The organism is Methylomicrobium lacus LW14 (assembly GCF_000527095.1).
GTDB lineage: Bacteria > Pseudomonadota > Gammaproteobacteria > Methylococcales > Methylomonadaceae > Methylomicrobium > Methylomicrobium lacus.
The window spans coordinates 2,347,198-2,362,279 of sequence record NZ_AZUN01000001.1 but is presented as its reverse complement, the minus strand read 5'-3'; the positions used below and the strand labels follow the sequence as shown (position 1 = coordinate 2,362,279).

At 55.8% G+C, this 15,082-nt stretch carries 14 protein-coding genes; 7 read left to right on the top strand and 7 right to left on the bottom strand.

From position 1 onward, the window contains the following. Nucleotides 1–3: 3 nt before the first annotated feature. The 4 genes from METLA_RS0110665 to METLA_RS0110650 all read right to left on the bottom strand — a co-directional run bounded on the left by METLA_RS0110665 (nt 4) and on the right by METLA_RS0110650 (nt 3,310). Nucleotides 4–1,119 (bottom strand): cysteine desulfurase family protein, encoded by a 1,116-nt coding sequence (locus METLA_RS0110665; protein ID WP_024298548.1) that lies wholly within the window; start codon nt 1,117–1,119, stop codon nt 4–6. Beyond that, nucleotides 1,116–1,607, bottom strand: a complete 492-nt coding sequence (gene iscR / locus METLA_RS0110660) for a Fe-S cluster assembly transcriptional regulator IscR (RefSeq protein WP_024298547.1) — start codon at nt 1,605–1,607, stop codon at nt 1,116–1,118. Before iscR ends, METLA_RS0110665 begins: the two co-directional genes overlap by 4 nt. Nucleotides 1,608–1,774: 167 nt before the next feature. Next, complete coding sequence (gene cysE / locus METLA_RS0110655; RefSeq protein ID WP_029646594.1) at nt 1,775–2,560, bottom strand: serine O-acetyltransferase; 786 nt, start codon at nt 2,558–2,560, stop codon at nt 1,775–1,777. Nucleotides 2,561–2,569: 9 nt separating this feature from the next. Further along, complete coding sequence (locus tag METLA_RS0110650) at nt 2,570–3,310, bottom strand: RNA methyltransferase (RefSeq protein ID WP_024298545.1); 741 nt, start codon at nt 3,308–3,310, stop codon at nt 2,570–2,572. An 89-nt stretch (nt 3,311–3,399) separates the two neighbouring features. On the opposite strand from METLA_RS0110650, the gene METLA_RS0110645 reads away from it, so the two are divergent. From METLA_RS0110645 to METLA_RS0110635, 3 genes are all read left to right on the top strand, one after another. After that, nucleotides 3,400–4,194: an inositol monophosphatase family protein gene (locus METLA_RS0110645; protein WP_024298544.1), complete on the top strand. Its 795-nt coding sequence runs from the start codon at nt 3,400–3,402 to the stop codon at nt 4,192–4,194. A 610-nt stretch (nt 4,195–4,804) separates the two neighbouring features. Further along, nucleotides 4,805–5,476, top strand: coding sequence for a copper(I)-binding protein CorA (corA, locus tag METLA_RS0110640; RefSeq protein ID WP_024298543.1), 672 nt, complete (start codon nt 4,805–4,807; stop codon nt 5,474–5,476). Nucleotides 5,477–5,553: 77 nt separating this feature from the next. Next, on the top strand, nt 5,554–7,668 hold the full coding sequence (locus METLA_RS0110635) for a cytochrome-c peroxidase (RefSeq protein WP_024298542.1): 2,115 nt from the start codon (nt 5,554–5,556) through the stop codon (nt 7,666–7,668). 93 nt (nt 7,669–7,761) lie between these two features. On the opposite strand, the gene metG is transcribed toward METLA_RS0110635, so the two are convergent. Further along, nucleotides 7,762–9,783: a methionine--tRNA ligase gene (metG, locus tag METLA_RS0110630; protein ID WP_024298541.1), complete on the bottom strand. Its 2,022-nt coding sequence runs from the start codon at nt 9,781–9,783 to the stop codon at nt 7,762–7,764. A gap of 180 nt (nt 9,784–9,963) precedes the next feature. On the opposite strand from metG, the gene apbC reads away from it, so the two are divergent. Beyond that, on the top strand, nt 9,964–11,055 hold the full coding sequence (apbC, locus tag METLA_RS0110625) for an iron-sulfur cluster carrier protein ApbC (protein ID WP_024298540.1): 1,092 nt from the start codon (nt 9,964–9,966) through the stop codon (nt 11,053–11,055). A gap of 219 nt (nt 11,056–11,274) precedes the next feature. Next, nucleotides 11,275–11,934, top strand: coding sequence for a hypothetical protein (locus METLA_RS0110620; protein ID WP_024298539.1), 660 nt, complete (start codon nt 11,275–11,277; stop codon nt 11,932–11,934). Nucleotides 11,935–12,041: 107 nt separating this feature from the next. On the opposite strand, the gene rpiA is transcribed toward METLA_RS0110620, so the two are convergent. Both rpiA and METLA_RS0110610 read right to left on the bottom strand, forming a co-directional pair. Further along, nucleotides 12,042–12,695 (bottom strand): ribose-5-phosphate isomerase RpiA, encoded by a 654-nt coding sequence (gene rpiA / locus METLA_RS0110615; RefSeq protein WP_024298538.1) that lies wholly within the window; start codon nt 12,693–12,695, stop codon nt 12,042–12,044. Between the two features lie 118 nt (nt 12,696–12,813). Further along, nucleotides 12,814–13,272 carry an EVE domain-containing protein gene (locus tag METLA_RS0110610; protein WP_024298537.1) on the bottom strand — a complete coding sequence of 153 codons (459 nt, stop codon included), beginning with the start codon at nt 13,270–13,272 and terminating at the stop codon, nt 12,814–12,816. 179 nt (nt 13,273–13,451) lie between these two features. Here METLA_RS0110610 and METLA_RS0110605 point away from each other — a divergent pair, with 179 nt between their 5' ends. Together METLA_RS0110605 and motD are read left to right on the top strand one after the other, a co-directional pair. Beyond that, entirely contained in the window at nt 13,452–14,213 is a 762-nt protein-coding gene (locus METLA_RS0110605) for a flagellar motor protein (protein WP_024298536.1), read from the top strand. Further along, complete coding sequence (gene motD, locus METLA_RS0110600; RefSeq protein ID WP_024298535.1) at nt 14,210–15,037, top strand: flagellar motor protein MotD; 828 nt, start codon at nt 14,210–14,212, stop codon at nt 15,035–15,037. The genes METLA_RS0110605 and motD overlap by 4 nt, the downstream gene beginning before the upstream one ends. Nucleotides 15,038–15,082 lie beyond the last annotated feature (45 nt).

Here is a 15,082-nt window from a genome sequence, read left to right as displayed (position 1 = left end):
TGTTCATCCTTCCTGGTACACCAGGATTTTTAACTGTTCGATAAATTGGGTTATTTCGTCCGCGGAATTGGCCGTTCCGAGGCTGATCCGCAGTGCGCTTTGGGCCAATGCCGGAGCGACGCCCATCGCGGTCAGCACATGGCTCGGTTCCTTGCCGGCGCTCGCGCAGGCGGAGCCGCTGGAGACCGCCACGCCCTGTTGATCGAGCTTCATCAACAGCATTTCGCCGTCGCTGTTCGGCAGCCCGAACTGCACCGTATTCGGCAGGCGAGGCGCGGCTTCGGCAAAAACGCACAGGCCCGGAATCGAGCGCAGCCCGTCTTCCAGTTGGGTTTTTAAACGGGAAAGGTGCGCGCTCCGTTGGGCAAGCTCGGACTTCGCCAGTTCCGCCGCCTTGCCGAAGCCGACGATCGCGGCGACGTTTTCGGTTCCGGCCCGGTAACCTTGCTCCTGGCCGCCGCCGAGCAGCAAGGGCGAGAGCCTGGCGCCTTTCTCGTAAATCAGGGCGCCGACGCCCTTCGGGCCATAAAGCTTATGGCTGGACAGCGACATCCATTGCACTCCGAGCGAGTTGAAATCCACCGGGATCTTGCCGGCGGCCTGCACCGCATCGGTATGCAGCGCAATAGCGTGGGCTCGCAATTGCTCGGTGAGACGTGCGATGTCCTGAATCACGCCGGTTTCGTTATTCGCGAGCATGATCGAAACCGACGTCGTTTTTTTTGCGCGGATGATCTCGTCGAGTGCTTCCTGACGGATCAAGCCGTTTTGATCGACATCGATCAGCGTCAAGGGATGGCCTTGCTGCCGCAAGCGTTCGGCCGGCTCGAGAATCGACGGATGCTCGATCGCGGATACCGCAAGGCCGGCTTGCGGTTCGAGGCTCGCTAGGGCCAGGTTGTTCGCTTCGGTGCCGCCGCTGGTGAAAATCACCTGGCTTGCCGAGGCGCCGACCAGTTCGGCGACTTGATGGCGCGCCGTATCGATCGCGCTTCTGGATAGCCGGCCGAGACGGTACAAGCCGGACGCATTGCCGTAAAAGCTTTTCAGGTAGGGCAGCATCGCTTCCAGTACCCGAGGATCGATCGGGGTGGTCGCGTTGTGATCCAGGTAGATCATTTAGGGTAGGCGCTGATCCCTGTTTGGAGCTGGAATTCGATCACGTGCTGGGCATCCTGTTCCTGGCGCCGGGCGATTTCCTGTATCTGGTGTTTTTCCAGCAGATCGGCCAGGGTAATGCCTTTCAGGTAGTCGCGAATCTGTTCGCTGAGCCCCATCCACAAGTCGTGCGTCAGGCAGGCTTTATGATTTTGGCAATTGCCTTCGCCGCCGCATTTGGTCGCGTCGAGCTGTTCATCGACCGCGATAATGATGTCCGCAATGTTGATCGAATTGGCTGTGTTGGCCAAGGTATAGCCGCCGCCGGGACCGCGCACGCCCTTGACCATGCCGGCGCGGCGCAGGCGCGCAAACAATTGCTCGAGATAAGACAGCGAAATGGTTTGTCGAGTCGCAATGTCGGTCAGCGTCACAGGGGCCTTCTGGCTGTGAAACGCCAGGTCCAGCATCGCGGTGACCGCATAGCGGCCTTTGGTAGTCAAACGCACAACATTACCCTTACAAAGATTAGTGTCATTCGATTTTAATCTTAACCTATCAAAATAGTCAACTTTTATAACCTGGGGTTTTTTAACTTCAATATCAAACAGTCGCGCAGACCCATGCGAGTCCGGCAAAATGCCGGCAAGCTTGGCTTCCTGCTTCGGAAACAGCGTTACTCCGGTTTTTGCTCGTTCTGATAGCTGTCCTCGATTTCGCAGCCGTCCAGCTTCGGAATCAGCGGCGGTTCGGGGTATTGAATGCCGGCCTCGCTGAGCGCTTTTTTCATATTTTCGAGTTGCAGGTCCATCGCCTGGATGTGGTCGAGCATCCGGTTGATCGCATTGGCGACCGGGTCGGGCATGTCGGCTTTCGCGCCGTAGGGGTCGAAGCCCATCCGGTAGGCGATCGCCTCGTGTTCCGGCCTGGTTTTTTTGCCGTTCGGATCGATCAGATGGCCCGGAATGCCGACCACCGTCGCGCCGTCCGGTACCGGTTTCAACACCACCGAGTTCGAGCCGACCCGCGCGCCCTGGCCGATGTCGATCGGCCCCAGAATTTTCGCGCCGGCGCCGACCACGACGCCGTTATGCAGGGTAGGGTGGCGCTTGCCTTTCTTCCATGAGGTGCCGCCGAGCGTGACGCCGTGATAGAGCGTGCAATCGTCGCCGATGACCGCGGTTTCGCCGATCACCACGCCCATGCCGTGATCGATGAATAAGCGCCGGCCGATTTCGGCGCCAGGATGGATTTCGATGCCGGTCAGCCAGCGGGCGATATGCGCGATGAAACGCGCGAGCCAGCGGAAGCCGGCTTTCCAGCAGCGATGGCTGAGGCGGTGAATCAGCACCGCATGAAAGCCCGGATAGGCGGTGATCACTTCCCATATCGACTGCGCGGCAGGGTCGCGCTCAAAAACGCAGGCGATGTCTTCTTTGATTCTGGCGATGATAGTGTGCATGTGCTGTCCTTAAGAGGATTGTTTCTGGCTTTTTTTATGGCCCTGCGACATTCGCAGAATGCCGCGCAAAATATCGACTTCCTTGGTGTCAAGTTCGATTCGGTTATAAATCCGGCGTAATCGGCGCATGATCGATTGCGACTTGTCGGTTTGGGTAAAATCAATGTCGATCAGCGTTTGATGGAGATGGTCATAAAAGGATTCCATCTGCTCCGCGGTCGCCAAGGGGCATTCGCCGCGGTCGCCGATCGCTTTGCGTTGAACGCTGCCGGCGGCGACGAACAGTTCGTAGCTGATCACCTGCACCGCCGCGGCCAGATTCAGCGAACTGAAGGCCGGATTGCAGGGTATGTGCAGCAGGTAGCGGCACATGTCGAGTTCCTCATTGGTCAGCCCCGAATGTTCGCGGCCGAACACGATCGCGATCTTTTCGCCTTCATGGCGGGTGAAGATTTCGCTGACGCATTCCCGCGGCGTCAGTTCCGGCCAGCTGATCGTCCGCGAACGCGCGCTGGCGCCGATCACGACCTGGCAGTCCGCGACCGCCTCGCGCAGGGTGTCGCAGACCATCGCCCTGGACAGGACGTCGTCGGCTCCGGAGGCGCGCGAAGTCGCGTCCGCGCTGGGGAATATTTTCGGCGCGACCAGCCTGAGGTTAGTCATCTGCATGTTTTTCATCGCCCGGGCAACGGCGCCGATGTTGCCGGGGTGAGTGGTTCCGACCAGAACGATATGGATGTGGGAAAGCAACGCGCTGCCTCGTGATTCAAAAAAGCCTCAAGTTTATCAAAAGATTTGGTATCCTATAACGATTTATCCGCTCATTTTCAATTCCGCCTATGCAACCGATGCTGAATATTGCCGTCCGCGCCGCCAGGAGCGCGGGCGATCTGATTTTGCGCTCGACCGACGCCATCGGTCATCTTCAAGTCGATCAAAAAGGTAAAAACGATTACGCCAGCGAAGTCGACCGCAAGGCGGAACGCGAAATCATCAACATTATCCGCGCGGCCTACCCGGATCACGCGATCCTGGCCGAGGAAAGCGGCGCGCACCAGGGTAACGATTTCGTCTGGGTGATCGATCCTCTGGACGGCACCACCAATTTTCTGCACGGCTTTCCGCAGTTTGCGGTGTCGATCGCGTTGAAACACAAAGGCAAGCTCGAAGTCGGCGTGGTGTACGACCCGCTGCGCGACGAACTGTTTACCGCCAAGCGTGGCGGCGGCGCGATGCTGAATAACCGCAGGATTCGGGTCACCAAGCAAAGCACGTTGAAAGGCGCGCTGATCGGCACCGGTTTTCCGTTCAAGACCGACAAACACCTGGACGCCTACGTCGGCATGTTCAAGGCGATCACGACCGATTCGGCCGGTATCCGCCGCGCCGGCGCCGCCGCGCTCGATCTGGCCTATGTCGCGGCCGGGCGCCTCGACGGTTTCTGGGAAATCGGCATCATGGAATGGGATATGGCGGCGGGGATTCTGTTAATCAAGGAAGCCGGCGGCGTCGTGACCGATTTTTCGTTCAACGACAATTTCCTCGAAAACGGCAACGTGATCGCCGGCAATCCGAAGATGCATCAGATCCTGTACAAGCTGATCGAGCCGCATGTGACCGAGAGTTTGCGCTAGCGGACAAACGCCTGGCGCGTTTGCCATTTTCAATTCAGCGCGTGATGGGCGGAACTCCGCCCATCGTTAACTTCTCATCCTGGGCTATTCAGGGCAGTCAGATTCGATTGCAGGATCAGTCCGTTGAAAAATCCACTGGCTTGGCCCACTAACTCCCCGTTTTCGGTGTATACCGATGTGCCGGCCAATGTTCCCCGGCCTTTGCTGCGGTTAAAGTTTCCTTTCCTTCTTCGGTGAATGGCCAGATTGTTTTTACCTGGCCCTGGCTGATGCCAAGCCCTCCTCCTGATACACCTGAGCGGCCCGCTTGCCGTCGAACATAGAGTCATTGCATTTACCTTGCCGTGTGCCGTTGAGATCAACGCGTCGCTGAGTGTGTCATATGACACAGACAAGTGAGGCAAATGACATACGATTTAAATTCCATAAGATTTATGTGGTTGAAAACATTAGAGTATTATAATGGCATAATATTTGCGTGATGAATCCCAACACGGCGCACGAATTGGGCGTTGTGGTTATCTTCGGCATTTGTACGCGCTTTCCGTCACGATCGGTAAAGATCGCTGACGAAAGGCGCGGCAGTGCTTATTTAAACTTTGGAGACAACATGGGATATACCAATAAATTGAAGTTTGGCGCCTTGATTTTGGCAACGGCCGGCTCCCTGTCGGCTTTTTCGGCGCAGGCGGCAACTTCGATCGCAACCAAAAATACGGAATTTACCAGTGCCAATGCCGAACAGACACTGCAAGTCAAGGCGCAATCCTGGTACAACCCGACCATGGGCTTCACCGGCTGGACGCATCACTCGTCCTGGGGCTGGATGAAGCTCAAAAAAGGCAAGCCGGTGACCATTGCGCTGGAAACAGCGGTTGCGGGATTGCACCCCGCGCTGACCGTTTGGAGCCGGCCGCAAAAGAAAGGCTGGGTCCCCGTAGATTATGTGGATTCTCATTCCTATAACCAGTCCAACGATATCTATGCTTCGAACGTTCAGCTGACAGACGATCCGGCAAAACCGGTAAAGCTTGGAAAGCTGCAAATGACTTTCATCGCGAATGCTTTCGACCGGGACGGCATGGGCGATATGCTGCCCGAAGAGTTTGATCAATCGATGCTGAATCGCGCATTGGACGGAACGCCAGGCAAGGTCAGTCTGACCTTTACCCCGGAAGTCAACGGCGTTTATCAATTCGTGGTGGGCGGCGTCCATCCGGACGAAGGACTCAGCACGACGGATTTCCACCCCGTGAAAGTGACGGTCAGCTTCCCGGAATGAGGGAGATTTTCGAACGTTGAGGTCATGCAGGCAGGGTGGTTGTCGTCCTGCCTGCTTCGTGATTGCGGGAAAAATGTATGTATAACCTCGAAACAAAGCACACGGCCCGGCGTTTAAGCCGGTTCAAACTCGGCGCGGCCGCCATCTCCCTTATCATGCCGAGCTGGGCGCTTGCGCATGGCAATATCAATGCCCAAACGCTCAAAGGCGTGAAAATCCCGGAGACTCCCGGCCTGGTCAACGGCAAGACCGCCGTAGTGGTCGATCAGGCTGCGGCCGTTCAGTTAGGCAAGGCCCTGTTTTGGGACACGCAGGTGGGTAGCGACGGCGTCGCCTGCGCCAGTTGCCATTTCCATGCCGGCGCCGACCGAAGAACCCGAAATCAGTTGGGGAGCGGCATTCTGCACACGAGCGACGCGGCGAGCGCGAGTACTTTCGCAATCGGCGGTCCCGATTACGAACTGAAAGCGAGCGATTTTCCTTTATTTCGTTTTGAATATCCTTGGGACAAATACTCAAAGTTACTTTTTTCAACGGATGATGTCGTGGCTTCGGCCGGTGCCTTCCGCCGGCAGTTTAATGAGGTGAATGAAACCGGCGACGGTCACGATCTGTGCGAGACGCAAACGGACGATATACACCATATCGTCGATTTCAATGCGCGTCAGGCCACCAAGCGTAATGCGCCGACTGTGATCAATGCCGCCTTTAACTTTCGGAATTTCTGGGACGGCCGCGCTAACAATCTTTTCAATGGCGCATCGGCTTTCGGTAACCGGGATCCGAATGCCGGGGTATGGGTCGCCAATAACGGCGGCAAAGCGAAGAAAAAACAGTTGTTGCTGAAAAACGCCGCGCTGGCATCGCAGGCCGTCGCGCCGCCGTTGGACATGATGGAGATGTCTTGCCAGGGACGGACATTTCTCGAACTGGGTAGAAAATTACTGGATCGCAGGCCTCTCGAAACTCAGCAGGTCCATCCGGAAGACAGCGTGCTGGGAAGCGTGCGCGATGTCTCCGGCAATGGGCTGAATACCTCTTATGGCGACTTGATCAAAAAGGCTTTTGCGAAAAAATTCTGGTTGGGCAAAGGCGACTTCGGCGCATCGGGTTCGGGTGTCCCGTATTCGCACATGGAGGCCAACTTTGCCTTTTTTTTCGGGCTGGCGATTCAGCTTTATGAAAATACCTTGATAGCCGATCAGACGCCCTTCGATGATGCAGTGGGCGAGGACGGATTTCCTGTCGGATACACCCTTCAGCAAAAAAACGGTTTGGCCGTATTTCAGGATGCGCATTGTTCCAATTGCCATTCCGGGCCGACCTTCTCGGCCGCGATCAATCCGGAGGTTTATGCGCCCCCCGGCAAAAAACTCAGCTATTATCCGCTGGTGGACAGAACCGTGTTGACCGAGCAAGGCGATAATTTCGGCGTCGACAGGACGCTTGTCGATACCGGTTTCGCGGATACCAGCGTCGTTCCGAATGACTACGATCCAGGATTGGGCGGCACCGACCCCTTTGGCAATCCGTTGTCCTTTACCGGGCAATATTTGGCGACTTTGGCCGATCCCAAGAAGAAGATGGCCGATCCCGTCAAAATTCTGTCCTGTGAGCTGGGCGACCCGTTCGTAATCGATTTTTTGTCCAATGAATTGATTGCCGACAAACGGGGTGGCGGGCGTTGCAAAGGCTACAAAAAATTGTCGAGGACGCCGTCGCCCGCTGTCGTCAAGGCTGAACTGCAAAAACCGGATCAGGGCCGCTTATCGATGGCCGTGAACGGCGCCTTCAAGATACCGACGCTCAGAAACATCGAACTGACGGGGCCTTACATGCACAATGGCAGCATGAAGTCGCTGGAAGAAGTCGTCGAATTTTACGATCGGGGCGGGAATGGGACCAACCGGCATCACTTCGCTACGCTGGTATTCCAGCAAGGGTTTACGGCGAAGGAAAAGGCGGACCTGGTCGCCTTTCTGAAGACCTTGACCGATGAACGCGTGCGCTGGGAACGGGCGCCTTTCGATCATCCGGAACTACTGGTTCCGCAGGGTCACGAAGACGGTGTGAATCCATTGGGGCCTGATCTGGCCAAGGACCGCTTTCTCCAGGTTCCTGCGGTCGGCCGCAGCGGCCGTACTGTCGAGCAGGGGCCTTTGAAACCCTTCGATAGTTATCTTGAGCCTTGAAGGTGAATGCCGGGCTGAATAGCGATTAAAAGTAACTGAAAAAAAGGGGCGTTTTAACGCCCCTTTTTTTACTGTTACCCTGCCGGTATTCGGCTATTTAACCCGCATTCCCGCCTCAGCCCCCGCATCCGGGTTCAACACCCATAAATCCTTGCCGCCCGGGCCCGCGGCCAGGACCATCCCTTCCGAGACGCCGAAGCGCATCTTGCGCGGCGCAAGGTTCGCGACCACGACGGTCAGTTTCCCTTCCAGGTCTTCCGGCGCATAGGCCGATTTGATGCCGGCGAAGATGTTGCGCGTTTCGTCGCCGATATCGACGGTTAGTTGCAGCAATTTCTCGGCGCCGTCGACATGCTGGGCTTTGACGATTTTGGCGATGCGCAGGTCGACCTTCGCGAAGTCGTCGTAATCGATGGTCGCCGCGATCGGCTCGCTGGTCTTCGCTTTCGGCTGGCTTGGCGTTTTTTCGAGATTTTCTTTCGAGGCTTCGACGATCGCGGCGATTTTGTCGGCCTCGACGCGGGTCATCAACGGCTTGAACGCATTGATCGTATGGTCGAGCAAGGGACCTGCCAGATTCGGCCAGGATTGCGGTCCGATGTTCAAAAACTCTTCGGCATTGGCTGCGAGTGCGGGCAGCACCGGGCGCAAATAAGCGGCGAGCAGGCGGAACAGGTTGACGCCCATCGAGCAGACCGCGTGCAGTTCGGCGTCTTTGCCTTCTTCCTTCGCGATCAGCCAGGGTTTTTTCTCGTCGATATACTGATTGGCCTTGTCCGCCAGCGCCATGATTTCGCGCATCGCCTTGCCGAATTCGCGCGTTTCGTAATGGCTTGCAATCGTTTCGTTAGCGTCGATGAAGTCCTGCCACAAGCCGGGTTCCGAACACTGAGCGGCCAGTTTGCCGTCGAAGCGCTTGGCGATGAAGCCGCTGCAGCGGCTGGCGATGTTCACGACCTTGCCGACCAGGTCGGAATTCACGCGCTGGGTGAAATCGTCGAAATTCAGGTCGATGTCGTCGACGCCGGCGCTGAGCTTGGCCGCGAAATAATAGCGCAGGTATTCGGGGTTCAGATGATCCAGATAGGTGCGCGCGGTGATAAAGGTGCCGCGCGACTTGGACATCTTCTCGCCGTTGACGGTCAAGAAGCCGTGCGCGAAGATCGCGCTCGGCGTTCTCAGCTCGGCGCCGTGCAGCATCGCCGGCCAGAACAGCGCGTGGAAATAGATGATGTCCTTGCCGATGAAATGGTAGAGCTCGGCATCGCTGTCCTTGGCCCAGAATTCGTCGAAGTTCAGGCCCCGGTTGTCGCACAGGTACTTGAAGCTGGCCATGTAGCCGATCGGCGCGTCGAGCCAGACATAAAAATATTTGCCGGGCGCATCCGGAATCTCGAAGCCGAAATACGGCGCGTCGCGCGAAATGTCCCATTGCTGCAGGCCGCCTTCGATCCATTCGGCCATCTTGTTGCGGACTTCCGGCTGCAGGTGGTCGCCGTCATTGATCCAATCGCCCAGCATGCCCTCGAAATCGGTCAGATTGAAGAAGTAATGCACCGAATCCTTTTCGATCGGTTTGGCGCCGGAGATCGCCGACACCGCGTTCTTCAGTTCGGTCGGGGAATAGGTCGCGCCGCAGGCTTCGCAGTTGTCGCCGTATTGATCCTTGGCGCCGCATTTGGGGCAGTCGCCCTTGATGAAGCGGTCCGGCAGGAACATGTTTTTGACCGGGTCGTAGGCCTGGGTGATCGTGCGCGAGCTGATATGGCCGGCGTCACGCAGGCGCTCATAGATCTGCGCGGACAAGGTCCGGTTTTCTTCGGAATGGGTGCTGTGGTAATGGTCGAAGGCGACGCCGAATTCGGTGAAGTCGGCCAGATGCTCCTTGCCGACCTTGGCGATCAAGTCTTCCGGCGTGATGCCTTCCTTGTCCGCGCGCAGCATGATCGGGGTGCCGTGGGTGTCGTCCGCGCACACGTAATAGCATTGCTGGCTGCGCTGCTTCTGAAAGCGCACCCAGATATCGGTTTGAATGTACTCGACCAGATGCCCGAGATGGATCGGGCCGTTGGCGTAGGGCAGGGCGCTGGTGACTAATATTTTTCTATCCGACATGAGTGATAACTGGTGAATACGAAGACAAACAAGTCTGGTATTATCGCATAAATCAGGCGCATCTTTCGAATATGGAAACGCCTCGCCGAAGTGTTGTAAAATGGTTTATATTCCGAGTAATTTAATGGGTTATTACCTGCGAATTGTCTCGGCCTCTCCATTCATTATCTGGAACAAACAATGGCTAGCATCGAAAAAATTGATGTCGAAAACTGCTTGAAAAACGTGATCGACCCGAATCACGGCCTCGATTTGGTCGCCGCCAAGTCGGTCAAGTCAATTACGGTCGAGGGTTCCAATGTCGCGGTCAAGCTGGAGCTTGGCTATCCTGCCAAGTCTTATGTGACGGAGCTGCAGGCGGCGGTCGAGCAGCAGTTGAAGACGCTGCCCGGCGTCGGCAGGGTGACTGTCGAAGTCACCGTCAAGATCATCGCGCATTCGGTGCAACAAACCCTGAAGCCGCATAGCCAGGTCAAAAACATCATTGCGGTCGCCTCCGGCAAGGGCGGCGTCGGCAAATCGACCACCGCGGTCAATCTGGCCTTGGCGCTAACAGCCGAAGGCGCGAACGTCGGCATTCTCGATGCGGACATCTACGGCCCGAGCATTCCGACCATGCTGGGGCTGTCGGGCTACCCGGTCAGCCATGACAATAAAACGATGCAGCCGAAGATCTCCTTCGGCATCCAGACGATGTCGATCGGCTATCTGGTGGATGCCGGCCAAGCGATGATCTGGCGCGGGCCGATGGCGACGAATGCCTTGCAGCAGTTGCTGAGGGATACCGCCTGGGACCACCTGGATTATCTGATCGTCGATCTGCCGCCGGGCACCGGCGACATTCAATTGACCCTGGCGCAGCAGATTCCGGTCAGCGGGGCGATCATCGTGACCACGCCGCAGGACATCGCGCTGATCGACGCGCAGCGCGGCCTCGGCATGTTCGAGAAGGTGAATGTGCCGGTTTTGGGCATCGTCGAAAACATGAGCGTACATATTTGCAGTGAGTGCGGCCATGCGGAAGCGATTTTCGGCGAAGGCGGCGGGGCGTTGATGGCAGAGACCAATCATGTCGATTTTCTGGGGGCGCTGCCGTTGGACATCCATATCCGCCAGTTTGCCGATTCGGGCCGTCCGACCGTCGTCGCCGATCCTGAAGGACGTGCGGCCGGAATTTACCGGGAGATCGCGCGCAAGATGGCGGCCAGGCTGGCGCTGAAGGCAAAGGATTTCAGCTCGAAATTTCCGAATATCGTGATCCAGAATACTTGATCTTGAGCGAGCGAAAGTCAAAACCAGCAAGGCAGGAGGCTATATACGTTAGGGTAAGGCTCTGTTGGCTATGTGTTAGCATTATCTTTCACGTTAATCTGTGAACCAGTTCCGCATCCAATCAGGTATCGAAACTAGACTCTAGTTCAACAATCTTGGTGAGGCTCCTAACGGGTTTCATCTAGTAATAGAGTTAAGCCGATATTTGAGGGGAAGAACATGAAGAACAGAGTGCTGATTTCATTGATCCTGATGGCCTCGGTTGGTGCTAGTGCTCCGGTTTATGCAACGAACGACGGCCATTTGGACGGCGTCTGGTTGAGCGGCCGCATTACCACGACGATTCCTAAAGCCATCAATACGTCAGGTCCAAGCCCCTGGGCGCAATTAAAAAACCTTAAAATCGATAGCGGGATTAATAATTGTTATGCCCAATTGACTTGGGCCGGCGAAGGCTCCTATGTCTATCAACTGGTTTCGTATTGTATGAATGGCAATGGACAATGGGAGCGGGGGGAATACAGCAGCGAGCTTTGGGAGCTTAATGACAGCAGGCAAAGTCTGGGTTCGGATTGGGGATCAATTTATTTTGTGCAACAAGGCAAGGCATTCCATGGCTTTCCAGCGAATTATGCATTCATCGGCTACGAAGGGTCGCTTGAATTCATGCCGAAATATAATCAGAAGGGCAGTCTGAGCGGTATTAGCGTCGGTGCCAGTTCCGGCATGGTTTACTCATGGGACTCAGGCTCAAAGATAGGAGGCACTTCGCGTTCGGGAGGATTGAAACTGCGTTTTGTCAATACGGATCAGGTTCCGCAAGGCGCCATCAATTGCGCGGCCGGCGCATCGCCGCTGTGTGTGGAGTCCGAGAGCTAGCCTTCGGGCGCTCAAAGGCAGCGGGCGATCGAAAAAGCCGTACTTTCAGGTACGGCTTTTTTATTGGAGCCCATGCCAATCGGCAAAGGCCCATGAGCCGATAAAAATTACCAGCTGCTGATTTCTTGACCTTGGCTGACCAGGATGATGTCGGCCGGGCGCATCGCGAACAGACCGACGCAAACCACGCCGGTAATGTCGTTGATGGTCTTTTCGAGTGCAATCGGGTCCAGGATGTCCAGGTTATGCACGTCCAGGATATGATTGTGGTTGTCGGTCACGAAGTTTTCGCGCCAGACCGGCTGTCCGCCCAGCTTGACCATTTCTCTCGCGACGTAGCTTCTGGCCATCGGGATCACTTCGATAGGCAGCGGGAATTTGCCCAGCACGTCGACGCATTTGGAGCCGTCGGCGATGCAGACAAATTTTTTGCTGGCCGCGGCGATGATTTTTTCACGGGTCAGCGCGCCGCCGCCGCCTTTGATCAATTGCTTGCGCGGATTGATTTCGTCGGCGCCGTCGATATAAATGTCCAGCGTGCCGACTTCGTTCAGGTCGAGCACAGGAATGCCGACTTTTTTCAGGCGTTCGGTGGTGCCGACCGAGCTGGAAACCGCGCCTACGATCGTGTTTTTATAATCGGCCAGCATGTCGATGAAATAATTGACCGTCGAACCGGTGCCGACGCCGATCAGCGGGATGTCCTTGACGTATTCCAGGGCGGCGGCAGCGACTTTTTGTTTTAATTCGTCTTGAGTCATAAATGTCCTGTTGTTCTTGTGAGGGTGGATTAATCCGCGCGATGATACCGCATAAATCGGCATTATTCAGCCGATTTTTGAAAAAATGATGGCCTGGCGGGAATCGGGCGATTGATGCTCATGCCAGCGAGAGAATGAAATCCCATTGCGCCTCCGTGACCGGCATGATCGACAGCCGGTTGCCGCGCCTGACCAGGGCAAGGTTGGCGAGTTCTGCTTTTTCTTTCAATTCCCGCAGCGTAATCGTGCGCGGCAAGTGCCTGACATACTTCACATCGACCATGAACCAGCGCGGATTGTCAGCAGAGCTTTGGGGATCGAAGTGCGGATCGCTAGGATCGAATGCCAGGAAGTCGGCGTAGCCCTCCCTCGCCACTTCCATGATGCCGACGATGCCGGGTTCGGCGCAATTCGAATGATAAAAGAAAACCTGATCGCCGAGCCGCATTTGATCACGCATCATGTTGCGCGCCTGATAGTTGCGCACGCCGTCCCAGTGTTCGGTGCCGCCGGGTCTTCGGCAGAGATCGTCGATACTGAAGGTATCGGGTTCAGACTTCATCAGCCAGTATTGCATGCGTAAGGGCTCCTTTGTGCTGGGTGGTATTGGCATTTATTGGCAAGGCGTTATAGCGTTTTTAGACGCCCGAGTCCACTTTGCATCGAGCGAATTTGACTATACTTTAGCTGCGTTACGCGCTTGCCGCGCGTTGACGATGGTATAAATTGCAAAACTGAGCGGATAAAACAAATTTGATGGATATCTTAAGTGTCATTGGCGTACTGATCGGCATCGGCGCGCTGCTGTTCGGAAACTTTCTGGAAGGCGCCAATCTCGACTCCCTGGTCAATGGTCCTGCCTTTATTATCGTGTTCGGCGGCACGATTGGCGCGACGTTGTTACAGTTTCCGCCGCAAATTTTTGTTCGCAGTTTGAAGCTCGGATTATGGGTGTTTTTTCCGAAGAAAAAGGATTTGACGGTCGAGATCGACAAGATCGTCGAATGGAGCCAGTTGGCGCGCAAACAGGGCCTGCTGGGACTTGAAGATAAGATCGATAGCGAGCCCGACCTGTTTATTAAAAAAGGCCTGCAATTATTGGTTGACGGCAATGAGCCGGAAGATATTCGCGATATTCTGGAGTTGGAGATCAACAACCGGGAGGACGTGGATATGCAGGGCGCGAAAATGCTCGAAGCGATGGGCGGTTATGCGCCGACGGTCGGCATGCTCGCGGCGGTGATGGGGCTGATCCATGTGATGGAAAACCTGTCCGATCCGCAATTGCTCGGCGCGGGTATCGCGACCGCATTCGTGGCGACGGTCTATGGCGTCGGTTCGGCGAATCTGTTTTTCTTGCCGATGGCGAATAAAGTCAAAACGTATGTGTACGCGTCTTCGCAGGCCCGGGAAATGATAGCGGAAGGATTGATCGCCATTTCGCAGGGCGAAAATCCGCGCAATATCAAATTGAAATTGAGCGGTTATCTGCATGAAAAGGAGAGCGTCAGCTTATGAGAAGGCGGCGCAGAAGAATGCCGAGCGAAACCGTCAATCATGACCGCTGGCTGATTTCCTACGCGGATTTCGTGACCCTGCTGTTCGCTTTTTTTGTGGTGATGTATGCGATTTCCGCGGTCAACGAAAACAAATACCGAGCGTTTTCGATGTCGCTGGAAAAAGCCTTTATCGAAAAAAAACGCCAGGTCAGCCAATTGGAGAATGCGCTGTCGGGCCCTGACAATGCCGCAAATCCAGCCAATACGGCAGAAAGTTTGGCCGCGGACAGCCGGCAGTTGCAGCATACGTCCGAGCAATTGACTCAAATCTTGGAAGGCTTGATTAGCGAAAATCTGGTGACCGTCAAAAAAGGCAATTACTGGATCGAGTTGCAAATGAACAGCGAACTGCTGTTTCTGAGCGGCTCGGCGGAGCTCGCCTTAGCCTCGCGGCCGGTGCTCAAAAAAGTCGCGGAAGTCCTGAAACCTTTGCCCAATCAGATCAATGTCGAAGGCCATACCGATAATTTGCCGATCGATACGGTCAAGTTCCCGTCCAATTGGGAGTTGTCATCGTCCAGAGCCACGACCGTGGTGCGCGAGTTCGTCAATAACGGCATCGATCCTCCGCGCCTGTCGGCGATAGGTTACGGCGAGTTTCATCCGATTGCGGACAACAGGGTAGAGGAAGGCCGCTTCAAGAACCGCCGGGTCGTGTTATTGATCATTTCGCAGGGCTACGCGCGCCACCGCTTGCTCGCAGAAACGGCGCAAAATGACCAGAAGCCCATGCCGGAATTAGCGCCGGCCGGTCAGCGCGAGATTGATCGTAACCGATTATAAAGTGTTCGTCCTTGATTGTTTCTAAAGCTGAACCCTACAATAACG